The sequence below is a fragment of the Sanguibacter sp. HDW7 genome, assembly GCF_011300875.1.
Lineage (GTDB): Bacteria > Actinomycetota > Actinomycetes > Actinomycetales > Cellulomonadaceae > Flavimobilis.
Genome location: NZ_CP049862.1, coordinates 284,130 through 309,894 on the forward strand (window position 1 = coordinate 284,130; position 25,765 = coordinate 309,894).

The window sequence follows — 25,765 nt, forward strand, 5'->3', positions numbered from 1 at the left end:
ACCGTCAGACCGGCGGCGCCCACCACCGACCGGTCTGACGGCGGCGCCTCCGCCTCGCCATGCCCAGATCCCGACAGGACGTCCGTCCATGACGTCCCCGCAACGACGAGGTCACGATGATCGAGAACCTGTCCCGCCTCGAGAAGGCGGCGCTCCTCACCGGCAAGTCCGTGTGGGAGTCCCACGACCTGCCGCGCCACGGCGTGCGTTCGCTGTGGTTCGCCGACGGCCCGCACGGCGTGCGCAAGCAGGTCGGTTCGGCCGACCACCTCGGGCTCAACGCGTCCGAGCCGGCGACGTGCTTCCCGACGGCTGTCGGGCTCGCGTCCACGTGGGATCCCGCGCTCGTCGAGCAGGTCGGCGCTGCCATCGGTGCCGAGGCCGCCAGCCAGGACGTCGACGTCCTCCTCGGCCCGGGCCTCAACGTCAAGCGGTCCCCGCTCGGGGGCCGCAGCTTCGAGTATTTCTCCGAGGACCCCTTCCTCAGCGGCCGCCTCGCGGCAGGCTTCGTGCGGGGTGTCCAGTCGCGCGGTGTCGCCGCGTGCCCCAAGCACTTCGCGGTGAACTCCCAGGAGCTTCTCCGCATGGTCTCGGACTCGGTCGTCGACGAGCGCACGATGCGTGAGGTCTACCTGCGCGGCTTCGAGATCGTCGTCACCGAGGCGCACCCGCGGACCCTCATGTCCGCGTACAACCGCGTCAACGGCACGTACGCCCACGAGCACCACGAGCTGCTCACGACGATCCTCCGCGACGAGTGGGGCTTCGCGGGGGCTGTCGTCTCGGACTGGGGCGGCTCGAACGACATCGTCGCTGCCGCAGCGGCCGGCGGCACGCTCGAGATGCCCGCGGCGGGTCTCGCCTCCGTGCGCGAGCTCGTCGCTGCCGTCGAGCAGGGTGTGCTCGACGAGGCTGACCTCGACGAGCGAGCCTCCGAGATGCTGCGGCTCGTCGCCGACGCTCGTACGCCCGGAACCGCACCGGCGGTCGACGCTGACGCGCACCACGTCCTCGCACGACGCGTCGCGGCACGCTCTGCGGTCCTTCTCAAGAACGACGACGCTCTCCTGCCGCTCGCGGCCGGGACCCGCGTCGCGATCATCGGCGACTTCGCGCGCACCCCGCGCTACCAGGGCTCCGGCTCGTCTGCCGTCAACCCGACACGTCTCGACTCGGTCCTCGACGTCGTCTCCAGCTCTGGCCTCGAGATGACGTCGTTCGCCGCGGGCTTCCGCCGCGACGGCACGCCCGACGGCGCGCTGCTCGCCGAGGCCGTCGAGGCTGCGCGTGGTGCTGACGTGGCGGTGCTGTTCCTCGGGCTCGACGAGATCGCCGAGTCGGAAGGCCTCGACCGCTCCCGCCTCGACCTCCACGCGGCCCAGGTCGACGTTCTCGAAGCCGTCGCGGCGGTCAATCCTGCCACCGTCGTCGTTCTCGCGGGAGGTGGGGTCATCGAGGTGCCGTGGCTCGGCTCCGCTCGTGCCCTCGTCCACGGGCATCTTGCGGGTCAGGCCGGTGCCGGTGGCCTTCTCGACGTGCTCACGGGGGCCGTCAACCCATCGGGCCACCTCGCCGAGACCGTGCCGGTCACGCTCGCCGACACCCCGACCGCTGGCGCCTTCCCGTCGCCCGCGCGGACCGCCGAGTACCGCGAGGGTCTCTACGTCGGCTACCGCTACTACACGACGGCCGACGTGCCCGTCGCCTTCCCCTTCGGGTACGGCCTCTCCTACACGACGTTCGAACGTCGCGACCTCGTGGCGACCTCGTCGTCCGCGACCGTCACAGTGACGAACACGGGTGCCGTCACGGGTGCCGACGTCGTCCAGGTCTACGTCCGCCGCGAGACGTCGGGTGTGCACCGTCCGGTCCGCACTCTTGCCGGCTTCGCGCGCGTCGAGCTCGCCCCCGGCGAGACCACGACGGTCGAGGTGCCGCTCGACCCCGCGGCGTTCCGGCACTGGGACGTCGACAGCCGCGCCTGGCAGGTCGAGGACGCCGCGTGGACCGTGCTCGTCGGCTCGCACGTCGACGACCTCCCGCTCGAGGCGGCCGTCGAGGTCAGCGGCTCCGTCCCCGCGAAGGTCGACGACGTTCCCGACGTCTACCGCACCGGCAGGGTCACCGACGCCTCGCACGCCGACCTCGTCGCCCTGCTGGGCCACGAGCCGCCCGCTGCAGCCGAGCACGGCGAGATCGGGGCGAACGACGCCCTGGGCCGCATGCGCGACGCGCGCTCGCCGCTCGCGCGGTTCGCGCACCGCATCCTCCGCAGCCGGCTTGCCGCCGCCGAACGTCGCGGCAAGCCCGACCTCAACCTGCTCTTCCTCGTCAACATGCCGTTCCGAGCGATCGGGAAGATGACCGGCGGCATGGTCGACGCCGCCACCGTCGACGCGCTCGTGCGCATCGTCAACGGCCGCCACCTCGCAGGATTCGGCGCCGCCATCGGCGCCTTCGTCCGCAACCGTCGAGCCAACCGTGCGACCGCCCGCGCCCTGCGCGGCGACGCCTGAACCCCGCCACCACCCCGAAGGACACCAGCATGATCTCCCGCCTGAGCGCCGCGTGGCGCGGTTTCGCCGACAAGAGACCCGGCATCGCCCAGTTCCTCGTGTTCTTCCTCCTGAGCAACGGCGTCACAGCCCTCCAGCTCGCGATGATGCCGCTCATCAAGTGGCTGTTCGGCATGACGTCGCTCGTCGACACCGCGTTCCAGGTGTGGCCCGTCGGGTCCAACGTCGACGGGTCCCAGTACTTCATCTTCGACTACGCTGCGGGCGCGCTGCCCGGCGGTGGCGGCGGCCTCGCGTACTTCCTCGCCGTCCAGATCACACTGCTCGTCGCGCAGGTCATCAACTTCTTCGCGCAGCGCAAGATCACGTTCAGGTCAAACTCGTCGATCTGGAAGGCTGCCGCTTGGTACACGATCGCGTACGTCCTCATCACGATCTTCGCGGCCGCGGCCCAGGGCCTCTACAAGGCCCCGATCTACGAGCTCTTCATCACCACGTGGGGCTTCGGCGGCACAGGCGAGACCCTCGCCGACTTCGTGACGATGATCATCAACTCCGCGATCTCGTTCTGGGTCTTCTTCCCGATCTTCAAGGTCATCTTCAAGCGGGTCCCCGAGGAGGAGACCGTCACACCGGAGGAGGTCGTGGCGTGACCACCACGCTCGTCTCTGTCGTCGTCCCGGCCTACAACGCCGAGCCGTACCTCGCGCGCGCGCTCGACTCCCTCGTCGGGTTCGGGCCGTCGGTCGAGATCCTCGTCGTCGACGACGGTTCGACGGACGGCACCGCGGCGCTCGCCCAGACGTACGCGCAGCGCCACCCCGGCGAGGTGCAGGTCATCAGCAAGCCCAACGGCGGCCACGGGTCCGCCATCAACACCGGGCTGGCTCATGCCACAGGCCTCTACCTCAAGGTCGTCGACGCGGACGACTGGGTCGACCGCGCCGCCTTCGGCGAGCTCCTCGCGAAGCTTGCCGGCTTCGTCGCCGACGAACATGAGGTCGACCTCGTCGTGACGAACTTCGTCTACGAGAAGGTCGGCAAGCGCACCAAGACCACCGTCCGATACGAAGGCGCTCTGCCCGTCGGACGCACGTTCACGTGGGACCGGACGAGGCGCTTCGGCAACCGCCAGTACCTCATGATGCACGCGCTGCTCTACCGCACCCAGGTGCTGCGTGACGCCGGCCTCAGGCTGCCAGAGCACACCTTCTACGTCGACAGTCTCTACGCGACCGTGCCGCTCCACCGGGTCCGCACGCTCCACTACCTGGACGTCGACCTCTACCGTTACTTCATCGGTCGGCCCGACCAGTCCGTCCACGAGGCCGTCATGCTCCGCAGGCTCGACCAGCAGCTGCGGGTCAACCAGCTCATGCTCGACCACGTCCTCACCACCACCGTCACGAACCGGCGGCTGCGCCGCTATCTCCTCCACTACGTCGGCATCATCTGCGGCGTCTCCTCCGTGCTCCTCGTCCGCGAGGGCACCCGAGGGGCCCTCGCCGAGCGCGACCGGCTCTGGAGCGAGCTCCGTGCCGCCGATCCCTGGCTCTACCGGCGCATGCGGTGGTCCGCGTTCGGCCAGATCACCAACCTGCCCGGGCCGGTCGGCCGGCGCGCGACCGTCATGGCGTACCGCGTCGCGCAGCGTGCTATCGGGTTCAGCTGAGTCTTCGCGCCCGACGGGCGTCGGCGCCGTCCGGTCCGCCCGTCGGGCCCGGAACTGCTCCAGCCGCGTCAAGCGACTCGCTGGCCCCTGGCCGTGTCCGACGGTCGGGGCACGCGTCGGGAAGCCGGTGCCGCAGAGGTGATCCTCCTGCGCGACTCGTCGCGCTCCTGCACGCTCGGTCGCGCCCTGGAACGGCGCCTCCCCTCGCGACTCGTAGCGCTCCTGCACACTCGGGCGGCTCCGGGAACTCCCCTCCCCTCGTGACTCGAAGGTCTGCAGCACCATCGAACGGTGCTGCAGACCTACGGGTCGCGGGGCGCCGATTGCGGGTTGCGACACGTGAGGGGAACGGATCTGCTATCGAGTTGGGCAGGGGCAGGGGCAGGGGCAGGGGCAGGGGCAGGGGCAGGGGCAGGGCTGGGGCGCGGTGGGGCTGGGCCGCGAGGAGGGGCGGGCCTCGGCTTCGCCGAGGCGGAGGATGGGGGAGCCGGGCTCCTCGCTTCGCTGCGGGCCCTCCCGAATCCGCTCAGTTCGTGCGCAGAACGACGAAGACCCTCGGACCGAAAAGCGTGGTCCGAGGGTCTTCGTCGTTCTGCGGAGGATGGGGGATTCGAACCCCCGCCCACTGTCGCTCGTCAACATAGGGGATACGCTAGATATCAAGCCGGAGACGCGACCCCAAGGAAGCGTTGAGGGCTGTTGATATCCCCTCCTCGACCGTCAAAGTGTTGACGGCGTCAACACGCTAGGAGCACCCGTGGCATCCACCAGACAGCGCACCCGCGCCGACGGAACCATCGCCTGGCAGGTGCTCTACCGGCACGGAGGCATCCAACGATCCACCACGTTCGACACCGAACGCGAGCGAGCACAGTGGCTCCGCATGATCGACGACCTAGGACTCGACGCTGCCGTCCAGGTGCTCGAGGACCTCGAGGCCGGCGGGCGCGCGAGCGTCGTCACTCTCGGCGACTACGCACTCGAAGCCATCGCGGTACGGACCGGCATCGGCGAAGGGACCAGGCACCGCTACCGGCGCGAGGTCGAACGCGACTGGAAGGGCCTGGCTGGGCTGCCCATCAACCTCGTCACCGCGAAGCACGTTGAGCGATGGGTCCGCGACCTCGAGCTCGCAGGCGCGTCCGCCAAGACGATCCGCAACAAGCACGGTCTGCTGTCGTCCGTCCTCGCGCGCGCCGTCGCCGACAAGAGCATCGACCTAGCCGCGAACCCGTGCGAGCACACCGACCTCCGCAAGGACGACGTGTCCGTAGAGATGACCTACCTGACGCACGCAGAGTTCGCGGCGCTCCTCGCCCACGTCCCGCGCCCCTACCAGCCGTTCGTCACGGCGCTGTTCGGCACGGGCATGCGCTACGGCGAGGCGACCGCGGTACAGGTCGGCGACTACGACCCCGCTACGCGATCCCTGCGGATCTCGCGCGCGTGGAAGAAGCTCGACGTCGGGTGGAAGGTCGGCCCGCCCAAGACTCGGCGCGGGCGACGCACGGTCGGTGTCCCGGAGCAGTTGGTGGGCTACTGCGAGCGGGCCTCTGAGTCGCGGCCGCCGGGCGACCTGCTGTTCACGTCGGCGCAGGGCGGGCGCATCCGTCACTCGACGTTCCACCCGGACGTGTGGGTGCCTGCGGTGCGGCTGGCGAACGGGCTACCGGGGTGGCCGGAGAAGGGTGCCGGCTATCGGCCGTCGCCGCGGTCGATGTGGCACGGGATCGAGCGGGCGTCCTCGGGCGGGTCGCTGGGGAAGTTCCCGCGCATCCATGACGCGCGGCACTCTGCGGCGTCGTGGCTGATCGCGGCGGGGGCGACGCTGCAGGACGTGCAGTACACGCTGGGGCATGAGTCGATCCAGACGACGTCGGATCGGTATGGGCACCTGTTGCCGGGGCGGCGTGAGGCTGTGGCGGCGGCGATGACTGTTGCGCTGGGCGTGGCGCTGCCGCAGATCGAGCCATAACCGTTCCGCTTATATCGGGGCGGGGATAAGCGGGTGTGGGTCACGCAACTTCGTAGCGCTAAGGTGTAGACACAACTACAGGTCGGGTGTAGTCTTATCTACATGGAGACCACGGAGATCACCCGCACCGAGCAGACCATCGACGGCCTCGCCGCCATCGTCTGGACGCTCATCGAGGACGGCGTCGAGATCGCCCACCTCGACGCCCACACCTCCGGCCTCATCCTCAACGTGGAGGTCGACGACGACCGTCGCGGCGAGGGCCACGCCCGCCGCCTCTTCGACCACGCCGACGCCGACCTCGGCCTCTACCACGTCCCCACCTGGGGCCGCACCCCCGAGGGCGAGATCTTCGCCGACGCAATGGGCGGCGACACGATGGACGACGAGCGCGCCTGCGAGATCCTCGGCCTCGACCTCGACGTCGTCACCAACAACTACGCCTGATCGGAGACCCCCCATGTACGATATCGACACGCACGGCGCGTGGCTCGGCGACGCAGCCGACGACCTCAGCCCCGAGCGGCTCGAGCGGTTCGCCGACGAGTGGGACGCGATCACGGCCCGCTACGCCGACCGCGACGACGACGAGGAGGCCAACGCGGCGCTGTCCGCGTGCGTGCAGTACCTCCTTGGGGAGACGACCGTCGAGGCTGCGGGCGTCGAGCGTCGGCGCACCCAGCGCGCGGAGATGCTCGCGCTCGCCGCAGCCCGGCAGGTCGCACGCATGGCTGCGCTCGACGGCATGCCCAAGGCCACCGCGGCGCGGGTCGCGGGCTTCGACCGCATGGTGCTGCTCAGGGACCTCGGAGAGCGCCCCGCGCGGGCATGACGAAAGCGCCCCCGCCCTCGATGAGGGTGGGGGCGCTGTCGTGTGACATCCGGGGTGATTTCATACCGGATTTCATACCGGCACACCGAGGTACGTCAGTCGGCGTCGTCGAAGTGTGCGCACTCGCGGGCTGCGTGGTACGAGCCGTAGCGTGTGCCGCAGCGCTCGCACTCGTAGGTGCAGCGCCCGCAGGCGGTGACGCAGGCGGGGCAGGGGAGGTCACTCATCGGTCGGCTCGTCGACGTCGGGCTCGTCGGGGAGCGTGTCCGGGTCGGGCGCGTCTGCCGGGTCGAGGCGGGTGACGGTCGGCTCGACCTCGGGCAGCCCGGTGAGGGACGTGAGCACGGAGACGATGCCGGCGAGTGCGGATGCGGAGAGGACGGCGAGCCAGTCGACGTCGAGGATGCCGACCGCGCCGACGGTGAGCAGGGAGACGGCGGTCTGGGCGGCGGTCTTGATGGCGCGGACGAGTGCCGCGCGGGTCCAGGTGGTCACGGGGTGGTCCTCTCAGGCGGGGATGTAGTCGACGGTGGTCGTGAGGTGGGTGAGGCGGATGCCCTTGTCGAGGGTGAGCGCCTGGATGCGCACGCGGCGCTGACGCTTGCCGGTGATCTTGGCGAGCTCGAACGGGGCGACGATCTGGCCGAACGTCTGCCCGCCTGTGCCGATGATCTCGACGATGCTGCCGCGCGAGACGATCTTGGCGTTCTTGCCGTCGGCGTCGGACTCGACGACGATCGCGCGGACCTGCACCTCCCTGCCGCGGGGGACGCCGGTGAGGGTGAGGTCGGCGACGAGCGTGCCCCGGCCCACGGTCGTGCACGCGGACGTGTGGCCCTTGTCGTTGACGGGGAGTGTCTTCCACCCGAGCGGGAGCGCGAGATCCTTCGTTCGGGTGTGGATGGTGCGGCGCATGCGGTCCTCCGGGAGGTCGGTCGGCAGCGGGACGATGCTGCCGGGGTGGGTGTCGCGGTCGGGCTGGTAGACCATGTGCCAGGGCTCGCCGGGCACGGTGTCGCGGAGCCAGCCGTAGGCCGCGCCGTGGGTGCGGACCCAGGTGCGGGCGGGCTCGGGGACGTCGATCGCGTCGCCGCGCTCGTGCAGGGATCGCGCGGAGCCGGGCGCGGACGCCGACGAGGGACCGGACGTGCGGACGTAGCGGACGCCGTCCCACCACTGGACGTCGCCGTACCGTCCCGTGCCGGTCGCCTGCGGGGTGTACCGGGACAGGAAGATCGAGCGCTGCTGGGCGTGGGTGCGGCCTGCGGAAGTGACGCCGGGCGGGCAGCCGTCGCGGATCATCCGCGCGTAGGACGCTGCGGGGTCTGGGGCGAGCCAGTGGCCGGGTGCGATCGTCACCTGACGCATGGTGGGGGCCTCCTCGGGCATGGGTGAGGCCCCGAACCGACACGCGGTGCGGGGCCTACAGGGGCGGGGGTCAGGGGATCTGTGCGACGACCTTGATGAGGACGATGCCGACGCCGAGGAGCGAGCCGAGGCCGACGACCGCGGAGATGATCGTGGCGACGATCGTCCACGGGCTGGTGCGCGGCGGGGCGGCCGGGATCGCGGCGAGGCGCTGGGCCTGCTCGGCGAGCTGCTCGGAGTGTGCGTTAAGGCGGGTCTCGGCGGTGCCGATGCGCTGCTCGTGCCCGTCGAGGCGGCCCGTCTGGGTAGCCAAGGCCGTGTCGACCTTGCCCTCGAGGCGGGCGAGCGTGACGGGCACCGGCTCGGCGCTCGTGTGGGCGCGGGTGCCGGGGCTCAGGGTGTCCTCGAGCGCGCCGAGTCCGGGGTCGTAGGTCATGCGGGTGCCTCCATGGGGCGTCCGACGGGTGGTGGCAGGCGGGGGTGCGCGGCGGGGCGCGCGAGTGTGTCTACGCGCCGACGTAGGTCACGCCGTCGATCGAGACGTAGTTGCCGGACGCGAACGTCATCGACGCGTTGAGGTTGCGCAGCGTGCAGACGCCTGCGGCCGTCACGACGAGCTCGAGATCGCCGACCTGTGAGGTGACACGCTGGATCTGCTGGGCTGCCGGGGGGTGGGGCGTCGTGCCGAGCGCGACGCCCGCCGCTCCGGAGGCGAGCGTGTACCCGGCGGAGACGGCGAGTGCGGTGCCGCGCAGCGTGACGAGCGGCCCTGTGCGTGCCGAGCGCAGCGAGCTGATCGAGAAGCCGGGCGAGGTCCCGGTGAACGCTTCCTCGCCGTAGCCGTACATGAGCCGCCAGGCCCCAGCTGCGCGGACATAAACGCCATTCTCGGAGGCGACGTGGCACATCATCCCGTCGACGAGCTTGCCCGTGGGGAGGGCGGCGTCACGGGCCGCGAGCGACGCGAAACGCATGACCGTTCGGCCCTCGACGGCCTCGGCGAGCGCCTTGATCTGCGCCGGGCCGTCCGCGGGGTCGCCCGGCAGGGGGTACGGCAGTGGCTGGATGGTCGTGGTAGCCATGGTCAGGCCTCCTCGGTGGGCGGGGTGTAGGGCTCGGGGTAGTCGGCGGCGATCGCCACGACGGTCTCGGGAGTCCAGATGAGTGCGCGCGCGTCGGCGGGTAGGCCGAGGAGCGCCAGGACGTCAGCGAGCGACGGCGGCTCGACGGGCTCGACGACCTCGGGAGGCGTCTCGTCCGGCACGGTCTCGTCCGGGGGCAGATCAGACACGGGCAGCCTCCTCAGGCAGGCAGTCGGTAGGTGATCTCGAGCACGCCCGAGAGGTCCGTCTGGAACCAGGCGAAGTCGTCGACGCGCGCGGAGTGAAAGATCAGGCCCGTCATCGCCCCGGACATGAGCGCCGTCAGCCACGTGGACGGCAGCGCCCACGACGACGCCTGCCCGACCGCGAGCCGACCCGGCCGCCAGTCCGTGTACGCGGCGAGCTTCATCGCCGCGGGCGTGCGGCCTGCCGGCGGGAGCGTGGCCTGCGCGTGCCCGGAGATCACCGGCGCGACGAGCGCCGCACCTGAGGAGCCTTCCCAGATCGCCTCGATGCGAGCCATGCGCACGCGAGCGGCAGTGATCGTCGCGCCCACCGGGACCTGCGCGGCCAGCGACTGGTAGTAGGCGATCCCGGCGTACTCACGCCAGCCGTAGGCTTCGTCGGCCCACTCGGAGCCCTGCTGGATGTAGTCGTGCGCGCCGCCCCAGTCCCAGGAGTCATCCGGGGGTGCCTGGTCGGTCCATGCCCCGCCGAGCGCCCACGTGGCCGGGGCGACGTACATCGTCTGCTCGACGAACCCAGGCCCGGTGAGATCCTTGCTGAGCTTGCCGAGGACGACCCACGACGTGCCCGCGCGGAGCACGGTGACGAAATCGCCGACGACGGGAGCGTAGGAGCCGACCCAGCGCACCCCGGTCAGGGGCGTGCCGGTGCCGATGTCGATCGTCAGCGCGAGCGCCGTCGCGTCGATCGCTGTCACGGTGCCGAGGTAGGACCCCGACTGCCGTCCGCGCGCGACCGCCGCGCGCACACCCTGAGCGAGATCCACTAGGCCACCTGCCTCACGTCACGGGTCCGGATAGCGAACTCAGCCCCCGCGGTGAGCCCGAGGGTGTAGCCGTCGACCACGTGCGCCCGCACGGACCCGGCCGGATCGGCGGGGTCGGTGATGACGTGGATGAGGTCGCCCGGCTCAAGCGCAGGGTTCGGCACGCTCGACGCCTCGAGGGTGGTCGCCGCCCCGACAGACTGCGCGAGCAGCCCGCGACCGACCGCGCGCGCCTGCTCGAGCGTCGACACCGTCGGATACGACTCGAAGCGCGGCACCATGCCGTAGCGGCCCGTCATCGGGTCGCCCCACCTGGTCGGCGACGTCGGGTCCTCGTCATACACAGTCGCCTGCATCGGCGGAAAATCACCAGACGGCGACTCGCCGCGCACGATGACCGCGTTGTACACGCCGTCACGCGAGCTCGACGACGACGCCGACACGAGCACACCGCCCTCACCGGCATGCACCGTCCACGCCGGCGTCCCGGTCGTCGATGGCGCGTCCGCGATGACGATGCGACCCCACGCGTCGGCGTACCAGACCGCGCCGATCGCCTCCGCGAGTGACGTCAGCGCGCCCGCGCGGTCCTCCTCGAACGTCGTCGTGGGCACGCGCGCGTCACGGCGCGCGGACACGACGACCTCCACGCTCGGCAGCACCTCGTGGATGAGCGCCGCCATGATGCTCGTGGTCGACGGTCCCGACACCGTACGCGGCGCGACGAAGCGAGCGTCGATCAGCCATGCCTCCCGCGAGCGCCCCGTCACCTGCACCGTGCCGTCACCCATCAGCGACCCCGACGCCGAGTCGACCCGGAACACGCCCGCCCTGATCCACTCCACGCTGTCGTCCGTGTACACGATCCCGTAGGACACGTGCAGCTCAGCCCCGTAGGCCGCGAGCGGATGCGCAGGCGAGTCCGGCAGCGCGGGGCGGTCCGTGTACAGGCCCGTCGACAGACGCGGCGGCACCGTCAGCGACAGCGACCGACGGCACGCAGCCGTCCCGTCCACCGTCACCGACCCATCCACCACCGGCACGCCTGAGTACAGGATCTGCGTGCCCCGACGAGCCTCCACCATGATCTGCACCCGGTGAGGACCCGCCAGCGCAGGCAGGAAACGATCCGAGACCTGCTGCATCACGCGCCCCTCGTCAGGTCGAACCACGTCGGATGCGCCGCCATCGCGGCGCTCCACGTCGGGTACGTCGCCGTCACCGCAGCCCACGACCAGCCGATGACACCCTGGCCGCCGCCAGCGGGGACTCCGGTGCGCGTCAGCGACAGCGTGTGCACGCGTCCGGGCAGGAGGTACTGCGGGTCACGCGGCGCACGGGACACCTGCGAGACGTAGTACCAGCCGGACTCGATGACGTCGTGCCCGCAGTCCTGCACGAGCACGACACGCGTCGTCGACAGCAGCGCACGGATCGACGCCTCCACGCCCGCGTCCTCCGACGACACGACCAGCGAGTAGGTCGAGGCGTTGACACCAGCGACCGACGCGACCGCGACGCCCGTGCCGCCGATGACGTCGTACACGCCGCCCTGCGTCTGTGACACCGGGCCGTCCGACGCGCGCCCCGTCCCCCGCACCGTGAGGTTCGGGCGTCCGGCTGCCTTGAGCCAGATGCCGTGCGGGGCGCCCTCGGTGGAGACCGTGACCATGCTCGAGAGCACAGCCACGCCCGCCGCGGTGTAGCCGATCGCCTGATACGTGACCGACGACCCGAGCGGCTGCTCGTGATCCGAGCCCGCCCAGTACCCGCCGACGGCAGGCACACGGTCCGCGCCACGCACCGGCACGTCCGACTCGCCCGCGACCAGACGCATGACACGCACCTCGACGACCGCCGACGACCACGCCGACCCGAGCACCTCGAGCGACACAGCCGCCGCCTCCGGACGCCACGTCGCAGTCAGCACACCATCAGCACCAGTCGGCATGTCAGTACCCCCTCTGCATCGCGTTCGCCGCCGAGGAGATCTCAGCCCGGACCGTCTGACGAGCCACCGCACGCACGTCCTCACCCGTGATCGGGTTGCGCACGTAGATGTCAGGGATCGTCACGTACACGGGCGCCGACGACGCCCCCACACCAGCCGCGACGGGCACCGCCACGAGCGGAGCCGCGACCGGTCCCGGCGTCGCGTTGATCCGCTCGAGCAGGTTCGCGTTGTAGCGCGCCGACACGGCGTTCGTCACGTGCTCACCCGGCATCGTCATGATCGGCACCGAGTCCCTGCCCCGGACGCCGCCCGTGATCCAGCCACCCGTCGCGTACCCCGTCAGCGCGATCCCCGTCGCCTCCGAGAGGATCTGCGCGACCCGGTCGATCGCCGCCTTCGTATCCTCCGCAGCCGCCGTCTGCCGCTCGAGCTGCTTCTGGACCACGTCCGTCGTCGTGCCGAAAGCCGATTGCGTCGCGATGTCACCCGTGCGCGACGACTCACTCTCGAGCGCCGCCCACGTCGACGTGATCGCCTGCCAGTCCGAGCCCGAGGCCGACAGCAGAGCGTTCGCCAGCTGCGTGCCACCCTCGATGCCAGCGGACAGCACCTCCTGCAGCAGCGCGTTCGGCGCACCCCGCAGCCGCAGGGCGTTCAACCGCCCGTTGAACGCCCGGACCTTCGTCAACTTGTCCTGCACGTAGGCACGGATCGCTCCGGCGCTCGTGCCACCACCCGAGGTCGACTCCGAGTACCAGATGTCACCGCGCCCATTGGAGTGCTGCTCGACCTTCGACGTCGCCGCCGACAGCGTGTCCGTGAGCTTGACCTCGCCCATGATCGACTGAGCGACCTGGTCGTGCATCCCCTTCACGTCCGACAGGAGCGCCTTCGACTTCTCGATCTCGGCGTTCTGCTTCTCGAGCAGCGCGTACTGCTTCGTCAGATCCTTCTCGGCCTGCTGCGCAGCCTTCCGCAGCGCGGCCGACTTCTCCTTCGACAGCGTGCCCGAGCTGGCCAGATCGAGAGCCGAGTCCACTGCGGACAGGCCACCGGTCAAGCCCGAGTTCACCTGGTCGCGGGTCGTACCCCGACGCTCATCCGTCGCATGATCCGCACGCCGATCCCGGACGTCCGCGCGGCGATCGTTCTCCGCCTTGCGGGCGGCCTTCGCCTGCTCGTAGGCCTTCTCCGCGGCCTTGAGGTCGGCCTTCTCCTTCGCGAGAGCCTTCCGCGCAGCCTTGACCGCGTCCTGAGCGTCACGCGCCGCCTGCTGCGCCCGCTTCTTCGCCGACTTGTCCTTCGACGACGTATCCGCCGACGCCCGAGACGCACGCGTCGACGCCGACTGTGCACGCTCGACAGCCTTCTCCGCCGACTTCACCTGCGCACGCTCACGACGCACCGCAGCCGCCGCACGCTCCACCGCCGACGCACCAGACCCGGCGATACCCACCGAGCCACCCGACGCGAAACGCAGCGCACCCGCCTGGATCAGCCCACGCATGCGGTAGACCGCGCCCTGACCACCCGCCTTCGCGACGTCGCTCGCCGTCAGGACGTGCTCGCCGTTCGACAGCCACGCCGGGATGCTGTCCGACGTCCCCGTACCCGGGCCGACGACCGAACCACCGTCGGCCTTCGCCGTCGCCGCGCCCTTACCGCCGCCACCGCCCCCGTTGGCCGTGATGTTGATCTTGATCTGACGGCGCTGTGCCTCATCCACGAAGTGATCGAGTGCGGTTCGCGCGAGGCCCATGTCCGCGAGGACCTTGAGCATGGGGATGTTCTCCTGCGCCCCGGCGATCGCCTGCACGAAAGCGTCGGTCTCGTTCTTCGCGACCGTCGCGAGGTCAAGCCGGGAGAGTTCCTTGTCCGTCGCGTTGACGAGTTCCGCGACGAGCGGCGCACCAGCCGGGCCGAGGTTCGCGAGTTCGGCCAGCGTCTCCTCGGAGACCTTGCCTGCGAGCGTGACCATGTTGGCCTTCCACTCACCCTGCGCCTTGACCTGCGACTCGAGCTCGGCGATGTAGTCCGACGCGGAAACGGACACGCCGTCGTAGAAGTCCTCCCACGAGTCCTTCGAGTCCTTCGTCGCAGCAGCCGTCGACTCCGCGAGCGCCTTGTTCTTCTCGACCACCGCGTCATAGGCGCCCCCCAGGTCGATGAACGCGCCCGCCGCGTCGCCGTACAGCGACGAGAAGTCATCGAACGCGCGCTGCAACTCCTCCTGCGCAGCCTTCGCGGCCTTCGCCGCCTCCTCCGCGTCGAGCGCAGCCTGCAGCGTCGCCGCACCAGCCGTTGCCGACTCCGCACCCACACCGGCCAGAGCCTCGGTGTACTGCGGCATCCACCGCGTAGCAGCCTCATCGAGGGTCAGCCCGAGCGTCGCTGCCTCAGCCTCGATCAGCGCCTGAGCCGACGCCAGCGCCTCCGCATCGCCACTCGCGACGACCTGCGCCATCGCCGAGTCGAGGTTCTTGATCGACTCCTCAGCCTGCTTGAACGCCGCGGTGTCGACGAAGAGCGAGAACACGTTGCCCTTGCCGGACTTGCGCGCTCCCGCGCCCCACTTCTCCCACCAGCCCTCTTCGGACGCGCCCTTGAGCTCCCGCATCGCGTCAGCGATCCCACGGATGGCATCCGCCTGGGCAATCGCGGGCGTCGCCCAGTCGGTCCACGAGGCGTTGCCGGTGTCACCACTGATGAGCGACTGGACGAAGCGTCCGTCACCAGCCTTCTCGAGGCCGAGCAGAGCGTCAGTGAGAGCGTCGACCGCGGGCGCCGCGACACCGACGCTCGTCACCCAGTTGCCAAGCGCGTTGGCCGCAGCGGTGCCGATGGCGAGACCGCCGAGGATGAGGGAGGCCTTGCCGGCGCCCTTGAGTACGCCGGGGATCTTCGACCCGGATGCGGCGAGCGCCTGCATTGCCTCCCGCGTGGCGATGATGCGGGGCAGCGCGATGAGGAGACCGCCCGCGAGCGTGGTCGCGCCACCACCGGCCGCGACGAGCGCGGACGCGACGACGCGCACCGGGCCGGGCAGGTCCTTGAGTGTGCCCTCGACGTTGCGCAGCGCGTCCGCGAGACCGTTCGCCCAGCCGACTGCCGCGCCGCCGGACTCGGGGTCCACGAGCGGGGCGGCGAGCAGCGCCGAGATGTCACGGATCGCCGATCGCACGCGGTCCGTCGCGCCGTCCCACGTCTGCTTCACGTTCGCCGACGCGCCCGCGAACTTCTCCGACATGCCAGCCGCGAGAGCATCCAGCGCCACATCAGCGCCCAGCGTGCCCTTCGTGATGTGCGCCTTGATCTCGGCGCCCGTCAGGCCCATCTGCGAGCCGATGAGTTCGGCGGCGTTGACACCGCGCTGCCCGAACTGGATCAGATCCTGCCCGGTGATCTTCCCGGCCGCACTGATCTGCGCCATGACGAACGCGAGCTCGCCGAGCATCTGGCTGTTGCCGCCTGCCGCCGCGGTCGCGTCGTTGATCGCCGACAGGTACGGGATGACCTTCTTCGACTCGATGCCGAACGCGAGCATCTGCTGCTGCGCCGAGATGAACGTCTGCTTCGAGAACGGCGACGTCTTGGCGAACTTGTCGAGCTCGCCCATCTGCGCGTTGACAGCCTCAGCGCCGCCAAGCATCGTCTTGAGCGCCGCCCGCGACGACTGCTGCAGGCTGTTGTACGCCACACCCGTCTTGACCGTCGCGACCACAAGGCCCGTCGTCGCCGCACCCGCAGCCGCGAGCACACCGCCAGCCTTCTGGTACGCGTCGGTGTTGTCCTTGATCCGCTGCGCCGTCCGACCAGCCGCCGTCGCCGCCGTCTCCTGCGCCTTCGCCACCTGCTGCAGCGAGACACGATGCTTCGCCTCAGCCTGCACCGCCGCGTCAGTAGCCTTCTTGTGCTTGTCGAGCGCGTGCTGCAGCTTCACCTCGGCGGCAGCCTTCTGGCTGGCCGTCTTGGTCGAGTCCTTCTGCGTGCGCGCGAGCTGCTTCTCCGCAGCCTCGACACGCTTCGCTGCAGTCGCCATCTCGGACTTGGCCTTGTCCATGACGGACTCGGTCTTGGTCGCAGCGGCCTGCATCTCCTTGAGGGAGAGCACGCCCTGGCCGAGCGCCCGACGAAACTCGCCGACCTCTGCCCGGAGGCGAACCGAGATGTTGCGCTCAGCCATGAACTACCCCCGTCGGGTCGATATGCGATTGGATGTGCACATGGGTTTCTTGATTGCCGTCGTCGTCGGCTTCCTGCTCTTCGCGGGAGTGATCGGCTACTTCTCGTTTGCCGAAGGCGAGCGCGCCCGAGATAAAGCCGAGAAGAACGCCGACACGTTCTTCGCGGAGACGTTCGACGGGCGGCCGGATGTGATCGTCACGATCAACATGCGCACGCCCTCATACGAAACGGTGGTCCTCGGCGCGATGGATCGTGGCTACCGGCTCGTGCACGAGTCGACGGTCGTTGAGAGCCTTGACGTGAAGCGGCTGATCTTCGAACGCGGCTAGCCCGCCTCGTTGTCGTCGCCTTCCGCTGGCTCGCCGGGCCACGTGTCGACGATCTCGAGGACGGTTCCCGGCTCAGGGTTCGGGTTGTCCTTGTGCCACTGCTGCCGGGCGGCCTCGGCGTAGTTGATGCGCGGCTTGGCCTCGAGCCACGTGCCGCGCTCGTCGCCGTAGACCACGGATGCGGGCAGGCCGTCAGCGGTCATGCCGTCCTCGTAGATCGACAGCGCGAGGGCCATCTCCCGGTCCCGGCCGGACCAGGACCCCAGGAACTCCGTCGGGCGCGCACCCCAGGCGCGCGCCGTCCGGAGAGCGCGGATCAGTCCTGGGTCGTCCCCGAGCCGCGACGCCCAAAACCCGCGGGCACCGCAGGCTCGAGGTTCGTCGCCGTGTCGATCGCGGTGATGATCTTCCCGACCTGCACCTCACCCAGCCGCGCCGGGAGACCCTGCGCCTGCTCGAGCGTGATCGACGAGGCGATGACCTCACCGCCCACCTCGATCCGCGAGAGCGCACGCACGATCTTCTCCACGCCACGCGCGATGAGAGCCGCCGTCGCCCCCTGCACGTAGGCGTCCGTCTCCGCGGCGTGCTCGGCGTCGAACATCTTCTTCCGCACACCCCACGCCTCGTATGCCTGCGAGAACGCGCGCGCCTGCGCTTCCGTCGGACGCGCCTGCATGAACGGCGGCTTCTCCGCGAACACCTCCGGGCGCTCCGGGAACGGGTGCGCCTCGTCGATAGCCTTCTCATCCGCAGACGACAGCGCCCGCAGGAACCACACGCTCTTGGATGCCTCGAGCTCGGCGACCAGCGCCTCCCCCTCAGCCTCGAGCGCAGCCAGCGGGTCCTCCTCGCCAGCCGAACGCTCGCCGATGTCCGACTGCTCGGCGCGCTCGTAGCGGCGCTGCCACTCCTCGATGCGAGCGAGCAGGTCGGGCCGCTGGTACACCTCGACGGATGCTTCGGCGACGGTCGCGCCGCCCAGCCACGCCTCGAGGTCGATCGTCTGCGCGCTCTCGGCGCTCACGTTGATGTCAGTCACGGGTCTCTCCACGGGTCAGTTCTTCGCGGGGGTAATGCGGGTGGTGCGCTCGTCGCCGTCCTCGTCGCGGATGGGGATGAACACGCGATGCTTGTAGTAGCTCGAGGTGCTCGGATCGATCCGCTTGCGTCCGTGCTCATCGCGCGCGAACAGGAGCGCGTGCACGCCGTCGTGCGCGTAGCGGATCTCGCGGATGTCGTCGGGCTCGAAGCCGATAGCGCGCAGCAGAGCGAGGTACTGCTCGCGCGTCAGGAACTCGGGCACGCCAGGGATGGTGATGCTCATGGGGAACCGCCTCCGCGGGTCTCGTCACGGGTCAGGTAGAACGGGGTGGTCCGCGCGGCCCCGGACCCGTGGAAGAACGGGGCCGCGCGGGGTCTAGAGAGCCGGGAAGATCACGGCCCGGCGACGACGAGCTTGTCGAGCGCCGCGTCCTGGTGCAGGAGCGTCACGCGGTACTTGATGAAGCCCGCCCGGTCACCACGCTGCGGGTCGTCCGTCACGACCTCGAAGTAGCGGTACTCGTCACCCGCCGTCCACGCCTCCTTCGACTTCTTGTGCGAGTCACGCACCGCGAGGTAGAGGGTCGTGCCCTTCTCCTTGACGGCCTCCCACAGGAAGTCGTCGGTGCTGTCCGCCAGGCCCGTCGCCGGGTCCCAGTACCGGAACACCGTCATGCCGCCGGAGTAGTTGGAGAGGCCGGGCGTCTGCCCGTTGCCCTCCGCGCACAGCGGCTTCTCGTCGACCGTCTCCGAGCCCGTCGGCCCGTAGTCGAAGTCGTTCGAGAGGATGTTGCAGCTGATGTCCTTCGCGCCCACGTCCGTGAGCGCGGTCAGGACGATCGCGTTCTTGTCGGCGGGCTTGGCAGCGAGAAGCGTGACCTTGACGTTGCCGTCCGCGAGAGTCTTGACGCTCATGCGTCCTCCTTCGGGTTCACCGCGGGCTTGTCCGCGGGCTTGGTGGTGGATGCCGCCGGAGCGGCCTTGACCTCCGCCGGACGGCGGGGAGTGCGGGTGAACGACTCCGGGAAGATCCGCAGGTGCGACTCAGGCACCCGGACCTTCTCCCCGGTGTCCTTCCGGTAGACCTCGACGAACGCCATGAGTGCCTCCTGGGCATGACGAGCAGCCCCAGCACGCGGCGCGTGGGGGGCTACAGAGGGATGGGTGGGTTAGGTGGCGGGGGTGGAGTGCAGGTCGTACAGGTCGACCGAGAACGCCGGGCTCGTGTTCGTGCCGGGGATCTTCACGTCCCGATCCACCTGCACCGTCTGGCCGCCAGTGCGCTTGAGCGACGCCGCCCGGCCAGCGACAGTCAGCCGCGTGCGAGCGTCACCGGGCGAGAGGACCGCGCGGACAGCCGACTGCACCATCAGCACGCCCTCCGGCGACCCCGCCACGACCGTCACGCCGACGACCGCCTCGAGATCATCCATCGGGCCGCACAGCGGCGGCTCCGACCCCGGATCGCCCGTCCCCGACCACAGCAGCACGTATGGGAACGTCGGCGGCTCTGGCACGTTCACGTAGTGCACCTGCCAACCGAGCGGGACCAGCGCGGCCTTGATCGACTCGATGTGAGCGAGCATCACAGCCCCTCCCCGACGAGCCGAGCCAGCTCGCGCTCAAACTTCGGCACCTCAGCCGCGAGAGCCAGCGACGGGTCAGGGACCGTGCCACCACCCCGCGACGTCCCGAAGTACGCGACGTTCGCGAGATTGCCAGCACTACCCGGCACCGACTCCGGCCCGATCTCCGCCTCGATGACACCGCCACCGAACGCACCCGCCGTACGGATGTCGTAGGACACGTCACGAGCGATGCCCTTGAAGTGCTTCGACCCGCTGAGTTCGCGCTGCAGCTGCTTCTTGATGTTCACCGCGCCACGCTCAACCACCGCACGAGCCTGCGACTCCACCGCAGACTCAGCCGCAGCAAACGCCTCGATCGCCTCAGCGAAACCCGACGACTCAAGCGACGTCATGACGGGTCCTCGACGGTGAGCCGCATCGCGGTAGCCGTCGTCTTGCCGGGCCGCCGCGAGACACGGAACGTGCGGCCGACGAGCGTCTCGTCGACGCCCGCCGACTCGACCGTGACGAGCATCCCCGGCTCCGGCGTGAATGCCGCGACGGGGAAGTGCACCTGGCGCGTGTGCACCACGTACTCGTGCCCACCCGCCTCCAGCTCGGTACCGGTCGGGACGCGGGACTCCTGCACCTTGCACTCGCCGCGATAGACGAGCGACAGCACCGGGAGACCCGTGAGTGGGTCCTTCGCGCCCGCACGCTCGACGCGAGCCGAGTCGATGAACAGCGACTCCGCGAGCGTCGCACCGACCTGCCGGGCGTACAGCATCACGTCACGCACCGGGCAGCCTCCACCCTGGCAGGCCGATCCGGACGCTACCGACCGCCCCCCGCAGTGGGGGAGCGAGCAGCGCCCTCTCGTCGCCCGTCACGTACAGCGCCCCGGAGGACACCGCCGTGTCGATCGTCGCCTGGAAGTCATCCACGCCCATCTGACGCAGCGCCCGCGGGTTCTTGATGACCCGCAGCACCATGTCCTCGACGACACCCTTGGCGAGAGCCGCCGGGAGAGTGCCCGCCGCGATACGGCGGGGGATGGACGGTACGGCTGCGAGCAGCCGCTCCTCGGCCTTGTCGATGAGCTTCTGGATCTGCGCATCGACGGTCGTACCTCCGGGGATCGCGAGGCCGAAACCTGCGTCCCTGATGTCGCTGGGGGTGACGCCAAGCGTGCTCATGCGCCCTCCTCAGGTCAGGCCGTGTGAGCCTCGACGGCAGCGCGGATGTCGGCCTTGGACGCGTCCTCGGGGTAGGCCGCGCCGATCTTGTCGGCGTAGGCCGCCCACGTGTCACGTGATGCGCGACCGTCCGGCGCGTCGTCACCCGCGGGCTCGGCGGGCTCCTCCGGGACGTCACCGTCGAGGAGGTGCGGGCCGACCACGATGCCGTCCGGCACGTCGTCACCCGCGGAGAGGTGGAAGCCGGCGGGGATGCCGTCGGCGGTGTACGGGTGCACGACCCCGACGAGGTCGTGACGGATCTTCGCCATGCTCAGCCCCTTTCTGGGCGTCCCGTGGGGCGCAACGATGATGCTGCGCCCCACGGGGATCGGTCACGCGAGGACGGTCGCCTTGAAGGAGAGGTCGGCGTTCGCGAGGACCGGCATGCCGATCGCGTCGGACACGACCTCCGCGATCATCGGCGGCTTCTCGTTGCGGTACACGCCCGCGACGATGCCGGGCTGCTCCGACTCCTCGATGCCCCAGCCCGCCTCGGACGAGGACAGCGTCTGCCCCCAGAACGACGCACCGAGCTGCGTGTCCTCCCACGCGTCCGGCTCGACCGGAGCCGGGAGGAGGAGAACCTCCTTCTCGGGGAGGATGAGGCCCGACGCCGAGCGGCGCGTGTAGACCTCGACCGGGGGGAGACCGGCGCCCTCGATGATCGAGTTGACGTCCGCGACCGTGGCGGGACGCGAGCCGCCGCCGACGAGCGACGTCTTGAACTCGTCGCCCTGCGCGAGGACGCGGAGCGCCTTGCGCGACATGAGGATGGCACCCGGCGCGACGCCGTTCGTCGCCTCGTAGGCGTCCGACCACGTCTGCAGGTCCGCGAGACGCGAGACCGACGTCGCCGAGTCCCACAGCGCGGACGCCGTGACCGTGTGCGACGCCGACCGCCCGAAGGCGTCCGCCGCACCGATCTCGGGGATCGTCGCGACACCCGTCGACAGCACGACGCCACGGAGCCGCTCCATGCGGTCAGCGACCGCGAGAACGACCCGGCGCGCCGTCGAGAGGATCTGCTCGAGCAGGACGTCGTCCGACGCGTTGCGCGTGCGGAGCTGGTCGTACTCCGAGACCGGGATGTTCTGCCCGATCGCGGGGAGCTCGAGGACGGTGCGCTTACCCGAGGGGCGCTTGCCGACCGTCGGCTCGGCGTCGTAGGCGCGGAACTCAGCCTCGGGGACGAGCCCTGCCTGGCCAGCGATGAAGCGCACGACGATGTCGGGCACGACTCGGTTCGGGAGGAAGCGCGCGAGCGAACCGCGACGCTGCTCGACGGCCGAGAGGTCCTCGCGGATGTACCCGGTCAGCTCGGCCGGGGTGATGATGTCGGTCCAGAGAGCCATTGCTCCCCCTCTCAGACGTAGACGATCGTCGTGGCGGCGCGCTTCTCAGCGGCCACGGGAGCGACGAAGGAGTTGGGCACCTTGGACGCGCGGACGCGACCGTGGTCGAGCAGCGGGACCGCGAAGTCGGCGGTGCCGACGACGCGCTGGTCCGTGAGGATGAACCCGGCGAGAACGCCAGCGGCCGTCGTGGTGGCCTCGGTCTTGTCGTAGGGGACGAGAACGCCCCCGACCTTCGCGACCGGCGTACCGGACGGGATGTAGCCGTTGGGGTAGTGCGTTCCGGCGGTGAAGGCGGAGATGTCGAGGACCTCGGTGCGCGCGTTGGCGATGCCGTGCGTGGACCCGAGCCAGGACTGGTCGCCGCCGCCGAAGGTCTCAGTCGTGAGACGGGGCATGGTGGTTTCCTTCCGTGCGGATGGGGGTGTGGGTCAGGACTTCTTCGCGTGGCGACTGCTGTAGAGGTCGCGGCCGGCGGCCACGCTCTTCGAGTCGCCCTGCGAGCGTCGTCCCTGGCCCATGTCGGGCCACTTCTCGCTCTTCGCCGGCGCGATGCCGTCGACGAACGTCTGCACCTTGTCGGTGTCGACCTCACCGTCTGCGGTGAGGAACTTGGTGGGCTCGATGCCGTCGAGGACGGCGGTGAGCTTGTCGGCCGGGATGCGGCCGGAGTTGGCGGCGCGGAACTCGGCGGTGACGAGGCGTGCGGCGTACTCGCTGCGGACCTCGGCGCGGGCCTTCTCGGCGGCGCTGGTCGTCGCGGCGTCGAGCGCCTTCTCGTCGTCGGTGAGGTGCTTCGACTTGAGGGCGTCGCGCTCGGCCTTGAGCGTCTCGTAGTCGCTCATCGTCTTGACGCGGTCCTCGTGCTTGCGCGCCTTGTGGCGCCAGTACTCGCTCTTCTGCCCCTCGGTCATGTCCTTCACCGGCGTGTTCGGCGGGAACGCGTAGGTGTCGCCCGTGTCGGGGTCCTTGAACGAGGCAGCAGCCTCGCCCTCACCCTCGCCGCCGTCTCCCTCGGCTTCCATGCGGGCGTCACCGAACGTGAGGCGGTGGAACGCGAGCATCGCCTCGACGCCACCGGGCGCCGTGGGGTCGATCGAGTCGGTCGCGGGACGGTACAGGCTCTTGCTCATGCTGGTCTCCCTGTCGGAGGTCGGATGTGTCAGCAGCCCGTGACGGGCATGCCGTGGTCAGAGCGCGCGGAGCCGCGTGCCGAGCAGTGCGATGCGCTCACGCTGGTACGCGATCGCCTGGTCGAGTCCCGGCTCACCGGTTGCGGCGCGGGCCTCGAGCATCGGGAGCCGCGACTCGAGCGCGCGGATCTCAGCGGCGAGCATCCGGGCCGGGTCTACGGGCATCGACGGGCGCTGCGGGCCACGCGCACTCCGTGGCGCCGCACTGGGCCGCGTACCGGGGTGTGTCGAACGGTGCTTCGGGTCGACGAGCGTCGGCCCGAGCTCGGCGTGCTGCACGACGGTGAACCGCACCTGCTTGAGGTCGGCCGCGCCTGTCGACCCGGCCGCGTCGTAGATCTGCGCGAGCGTCTCGTCGTCGATCTCGCGACCGGGGTCGTTCTCGCCGAGGATCGGCATGGTCGTGCACTTGCACCGGTAGTGGATCGGCAGCAGCGTGTCGCGCGAATACACCCGCCCCGACGCCGCAGCGCACAGCCCGCACGTCCCCGTCGTCGACAGTTCAGGGCGGATGATGCGCCTGTACCCCGTGACACGCGGCGTCCCCGCGTACACGGCCCGCGACTGCCCTCGCCGTGCGAGCGCGAGGTCTGTGCGGACCATCGCGTCGACGCGGGTCTGCGCCCGTTCGACGGCCTCCCACCGGGACATCCCTGTGGACTCGAGGTAGCGCACGTGCTCGGCGACGCGCGCGTATACCTGCTCGTAGGACTCGACACCGGCGCGCAGCGGAGTCGACAGGTCGAGCACGCCGACGCTCTTCGCGGGCGCGTCGAGCATCATCGACAGCATGCGCGTCAGGTACGCATCCGTGGTCCCTGCCGCGGCGCGCGACGCTGACCGTGCGGTCGCGCCGATCTGCCGTGACAGCGCCTGCACGTCGGCAGGCATATACCAGGACTCGACGGCACCCACCGCGGCTACGGCGCGAGCGACCGCCTCGCGCTCGACCTTGGCCTGCGCGGCCGTCTCCATATCGACGAGCGACCGCGCACGCGCGACGCTCACGGCTGCACCGCGTCCCCAGCAGCATCGTCAGCAGGCAGTGCCGTGCTCGCCGCCGCACCGGTCAGGAAGAGATCGTCCACCCGCTCGGACTCCATGCGCGCGATCTGCTCGGGCGAGTACTGCCACACGTCACGCATGATCGTGTGCCACGGCACGTTGGAAGCCTTCGCCTTCACTGCCGCATCGGCCTTCTCCGCGAGCGAGTAGCGCTCCGCCGGCCGCCAGATGATGTCGAGATCCTCGAATCGCGACCGCTCCGTGTCGCCCGTCATGAGGAACAGCGCGGCGAGCGCACGAGCGTGCGTCTCCCCGAACCGGTCCTGCCGGTCCTCGATCTTGAACGTCCGACCCTCACGAGCGAACGCCGAGCCAGCAGCCGACTGGTTCTGCCCCTCAGGCGAGAACATCGCCAGCGGCGTGAACGTCACCGCCGACAGCTGCTGGGTGAACTTCTCCATGCCGGTCCATACGGGCGTCAGATCGACGTTCCCCGACTCCCAGAGGTCAGCCGTCGGGGGCAGGGTCCACAGCGACCCTGGGTCGGCGGAGAACACGTCGTTGTAGTCGATCTCAGCGCCGGTCTCAGGGTCCTCGGCGGGCATATCCTTCGGGTCGATCTTGAGCGCGCGCTGACGGAACGCCTGGTAGGTCGCGATCGACATACCCTGCAGCACCATGTGATCCAGGCGGTCAAGCAGGTCCCGGTGGCGCTGAAACTCGCCCACGCCCTCCTCGTTCCGGTACCGGAACACAGGCACGAGCTTCTCGCAGCCCTCGGGGAGCGCCTGCCCCTCTTCGCCGCCGAACTCGGGGTCCCATTTCCACGACGACGCGAACCGTGCGCCGTTCGGTCGCTTGCGGTCCGTGAATGCGCGCCACACCCGGCCGGGCCGGTAGAGGTACGCGTAGGCGCGTTCGTCGACGTCGTGGTGGAAGAACTTTGCGGCGGCGAGCACCTCGGACTGCACCACGGGGTCGTGGATCGTCACGACCTGCCGCGGGTCCTCCGACGTGTACCGAGGCTCATCGCCGTGCATGCCGACGATCGCGTAGCCGTTGCCCGCCGTGAGCGCGAGACGGATCGCGTCGTCGCCCTCCGTGCGCATGCCCGAGCGGACGACCATCCGCCACGCCGCCGGGTCGCCGCCCTCGCCCGTGTCGACCCCGGTCGCAACACCCTGCAGCCGCAGGGGGTACTTCACCGACTTCACGATCATCTCAGCGAACGCGGTACGCGCCGCCTTGAAGAATCGCTTCGCCGACTCCGGAGCGTCACGCAGCGACGACGGCACCGGGGCGTCGCCCTCGTAGCGAGCGAACAGGTCGCTGACCATCTTCTGACGGTCGTCCATCTTCCGCGACAGTCGCTGCAGCCACCAACCGGGGCTCTGCACAGTCTTGACGTCGATGCTCACG

The 25,765-nt window shown here is 70.1% G+C and carries 31 protein-coding genes; 7 read left to right on the forward strand and 24 right to left on the reverse strand.

Annotated elements, in window-relative coordinates; all coding sequences use genetic code 11:
* The first annotated feature begins 116 nt into the window (after positions 1-116).
* The 6 genes from G7063_RS01200 (at position 117) to G7063_RS01225 (ending at position 6,995) form a co-directional block, all read left to right on the forward strand.
* Positions 117-2,516 (forward strand): glycoside hydrolase family 3 C-terminal domain-containing protein, encoded by a 2,400-nt coding sequence (locus G7063_RS01200; protein WP_166412707.1) that lies wholly within the window; start codon positions 117-119, stop codon positions 2,514-2,516.
* 29 nt (positions 2,517-2,545) lie between these two features.
* Positions 2,546-3,169: a hypothetical protein gene (locus G7063_RS01205; protein ID WP_166412708.1), complete on the forward strand. Its 624-nt coding sequence runs from the start codon at positions 2,546-2,548 to the stop codon at positions 3,167-3,169.
* Positions 3,166-4,188 carry a glycosyltransferase family 2 protein gene (locus G7063_RS01210; RefSeq protein WP_166412709.1) on the forward strand — a complete coding sequence of 341 codons (1,023 nt, stop codon included), beginning with the start codon at positions 3,166-3,168 and terminating at the stop codon, positions 4,186-4,188. Before G7063_RS01205 ends, G7063_RS01210 begins: the two co-directional genes overlap by 4 nt.
* A 757-nt stretch (positions 4,189-4,945) precedes the next feature.
* Positions 4,946-6,163: a tyrosine-type recombinase/integrase gene (locus G7063_RS01215; protein WP_166412710.1), complete on the forward strand. Its 1,218-nt coding sequence runs from the start codon at positions 4,946-4,948 to the stop codon at positions 6,161-6,163.
* Between the two features lie 102 nt (positions 6,164-6,265).
* Positions 6,266-6,610: a hypothetical protein gene (locus G7063_RS01220; protein WP_166412711.1), complete on the forward strand. Its 345-nt coding sequence runs from the start codon at positions 6,266-6,268 to the stop codon at positions 6,608-6,610.
* Between the two features lie 13 nt (positions 6,611-6,623).
* Entirely contained in the window at positions 6,624-6,995 is a 372-nt protein-coding gene (locus G7063_RS01225; protein ID WP_166412712.1) for a hypothetical protein, read from the forward strand.
* Positions 6,996-7,214: 219 nt separating this feature from the next.
* Here the strand turns inward: G7063_RS01225 and G7063_RS01230 are convergent, their stop codons facing one another.
* The 9 genes from G7063_RS01230 to G7063_RS01270 all read right to left on the reverse strand — a co-directional run bounded on the left by G7063_RS01230 (position 7,215) and on the right by G7063_RS01270 (position 16,615).
* Positions 7,215-7,490 (reverse strand): holin, encoded by a 276-nt coding sequence (locus tag G7063_RS01230; RefSeq protein WP_166412713.1) that lies wholly within the window; start codon positions 7,488-7,490, stop codon positions 7,215-7,217.
* A 12-nt stretch (positions 7,491-7,502) separates the two neighbouring features.
* The gene (locus G7063_RS01235) at positions 7,503-8,354 is read right to left on the reverse strand and encodes a M15 family metallopeptidase (protein WP_166412714.1); all 852 of its coding nucleotides are present in this window, start codon (positions 8,352-8,354) and stop codon (positions 7,503-7,505) included.
* Positions 8,355-8,433: 79 nt separating this feature from the next.
* Entirely contained in the window at positions 8,434-8,799 is a 366-nt protein-coding gene (locus G7063_RS01240; RefSeq protein WP_166412715.1) for a hypothetical protein, read from the reverse strand.
* Positions 8,800-8,869: 70 nt separating this feature from the next.
* Positions 8,870-9,445: a hypothetical protein gene (locus tag G7063_RS01245; protein WP_166412716.1), complete on the reverse strand. Its 576-nt coding sequence runs from the start codon at positions 9,443-9,445 to the stop codon at positions 8,870-8,872.
* A 2-nt stretch (positions 9,446-9,447) separates the two neighbouring features.
* Complete coding sequence (locus G7063_RS01250; protein ID WP_166412717.1) at positions 9,448-9,654, reverse strand: hypothetical protein; 207 nt, start codon at positions 9,652-9,654, stop codon at positions 9,448-9,450.
* 11 nt (positions 9,655-9,665) lie between these two features.
* On the reverse strand, positions 9,666-10,478 hold the full coding sequence (locus G7063_RS01255; protein WP_166412718.1) for a hypothetical protein: 813 nt from the start codon (positions 10,476-10,478) through the stop codon (positions 9,666-9,668).
* On the reverse strand, positions 10,478-11,500 hold the full coding sequence (locus tag G7063_RS01260; RefSeq protein ID WP_166412719.1) for a DUF5047 domain-containing protein: 1,023 nt from the start codon (positions 11,498-11,500) through the stop codon (positions 10,478-10,480). The genes G7063_RS01255 and G7063_RS01260 overlap by 1 nt, the downstream gene beginning before the upstream one ends.
* A gap of 122 nt (positions 11,501-11,622) precedes the next feature.
* Positions 11,623-12,429 carry a hypothetical protein gene (locus G7063_RS01265; protein ID WP_166412720.1) on the reverse strand — a complete coding sequence of 269 codons (807 nt, stop codon included), beginning with the start codon at positions 12,427-12,429 and terminating at the stop codon, positions 11,623-11,625.
* Position 12,430: 1 nt separating this feature from the next.
* The gene (locus G7063_RS01270; protein WP_166412721.1) at positions 12,431-16,615 is read right to left on the reverse strand and encodes a tape measure protein; all 4,185 of its coding nucleotides are present in this window, start codon (positions 16,613-16,615) and stop codon (positions 12,431-12,433) included.
* Positions 16,616-16,655: 40 nt separating this feature from the next.
* Between G7063_RS01270 and G7063_RS01275 the strand changes: the two genes are divergently transcribed.
* Positions 16,656-16,946, forward strand: a complete 291-nt coding sequence (locus G7063_RS01275; protein WP_166412722.1) for a hypothetical protein — start codon at positions 16,656-16,658, stop codon at positions 16,944-16,946.
* On the opposite strand, the gene G7063_RS01280 is transcribed toward G7063_RS01275, so the two are convergent.
* The 15 genes from G7063_RS01280 to G7063_RS01350 all read right to left on the reverse strand — a co-directional run bounded on the left by G7063_RS01280 (position 16,943) and on the right by G7063_RS01350 (position 25,764).
* Positions 16,943-17,182, reverse strand: a complete 240-nt coding sequence (locus tag G7063_RS01280; RefSeq protein WP_166412723.1) for a hypothetical protein — start codon at positions 17,180-17,182, stop codon at positions 16,943-16,945. The two genes, G7063_RS01275 and G7063_RS01280, sit on opposite strands and share 4 nt — an antisense overlap.
* An 80-nt stretch (positions 17,183-17,262) precedes the next feature.
* Positions 17,263-17,988, reverse strand: a complete 726-nt coding sequence (locus G7063_RS01285; protein WP_166412724.1) for a hypothetical protein — start codon at positions 17,986-17,988, stop codon at positions 17,263-17,265.
* 15 nt (positions 17,989-18,003) lie between these two features.
* Entirely contained in the window at positions 18,004-18,273 is a 270-nt protein-coding gene (locus G7063_RS01290; protein ID WP_166412725.1) for a hypothetical protein, read from the reverse strand.
* A 110-nt stretch (positions 18,274-18,383) separates the two neighbouring features.
* Entirely contained in the window at positions 18,384-18,905 is a 522-nt protein-coding gene (locus G7063_RS01295) for a hypothetical protein (protein ID WP_166412726.1), read from the reverse strand.
* Positions 18,902-19,090, reverse strand: coding sequence for a hypothetical protein (locus tag G7063_RS01300; RefSeq protein WP_166412727.1), 189 nt, complete (start codon positions 19,088-19,090; stop codon positions 18,902-18,904). The genes G7063_RS01295 and G7063_RS01300 overlap by 4 nt, the downstream gene beginning before the upstream one ends.
* Positions 19,091-19,159: 69 nt before the next feature.
* Positions 19,160-19,576 (reverse strand): hypothetical protein, encoded by a 417-nt coding sequence (locus G7063_RS01305; RefSeq protein WP_166412728.1) that lies wholly within the window; start codon positions 19,574-19,576, stop codon positions 19,160-19,162.
* Entirely contained in the window at positions 19,576-19,971 is a 396-nt protein-coding gene (locus G7063_RS01310; protein ID WP_166412729.1) for a hypothetical protein, read from the reverse strand. Before G7063_RS01310 ends, G7063_RS01305 begins: the two co-directional genes overlap by 1 nt.
* Complete coding sequence (locus G7063_RS01315) at positions 19,968-20,357, reverse strand: DUF6093 family protein (RefSeq protein ID WP_166412730.1); 390 nt, start codon at positions 20,355-20,357, stop codon at positions 19,968-19,970. The genes G7063_RS01310 and G7063_RS01315 overlap by 4 nt, the downstream gene beginning before the upstream one ends.
* Positions 20,350-20,754, reverse strand: coding sequence for a hypothetical protein (locus G7063_RS01320; RefSeq protein WP_166412731.1), 405 nt, complete (start codon positions 20,752-20,754; stop codon positions 20,350-20,352). The genes G7063_RS01315 and G7063_RS01320 overlap by 8 nt, the downstream gene beginning before the upstream one ends.
* A 14-nt stretch (positions 20,755-20,768) precedes the next feature.
* Positions 20,769-21,065: a hypothetical protein gene (locus G7063_RS01325; RefSeq protein ID WP_166412732.1), complete on the reverse strand. Its 297-nt coding sequence runs from the start codon at positions 21,063-21,065 to the stop codon at positions 20,769-20,771.
* Between the two features lie 63 nt (positions 21,066-21,128).
* Positions 21,129-22,148: a major capsid protein gene (locus G7063_RS01330; protein WP_166412733.1), complete on the reverse strand. Its 1,020-nt coding sequence runs from the start codon at positions 22,146-22,148 to the stop codon at positions 21,129-21,131.
* An 11-nt stretch (positions 22,149-22,159) separates the two neighbouring features.
* The gene (locus G7063_RS01335) at positions 22,160-22,546 is read right to left on the reverse strand and encodes a potassium transporter (RefSeq protein ID WP_166412734.1); all 387 of its coding nucleotides are present in this window, start codon (positions 22,544-22,546) and stop codon (positions 22,160-22,162) included.
* Between the two features lie 33 nt (positions 22,547-22,579).
* The gene (locus tag G7063_RS01340; protein WP_166412735.1) at positions 22,580-23,281 is read right to left on the reverse strand and encodes a hypothetical protein; all 702 of its coding nucleotides are present in this window, start codon (positions 23,279-23,281) and stop codon (positions 22,580-22,582) included.
* A 57-nt stretch (positions 23,282-23,338) separates the two neighbouring features.
* On the reverse strand, positions 23,339-24,349 hold the full coding sequence (locus tag G7063_RS01345) for a hypothetical protein (RefSeq protein ID WP_166412736.1): 1,011 nt from the start codon (positions 24,347-24,349) through the stop codon (positions 23,339-23,341).
* Positions 24,346-25,764: a phage portal protein gene (locus G7063_RS01350; RefSeq protein ID WP_166412737.1), complete on the reverse strand. Its 1,419-nt coding sequence runs from the start codon at positions 25,762-25,764 to the stop codon at positions 24,346-24,348. Before G7063_RS01350 ends, G7063_RS01345 begins: the two co-directional genes overlap by 4 nt.
* Position 25,765: the final 1 nt, after the last annotated feature.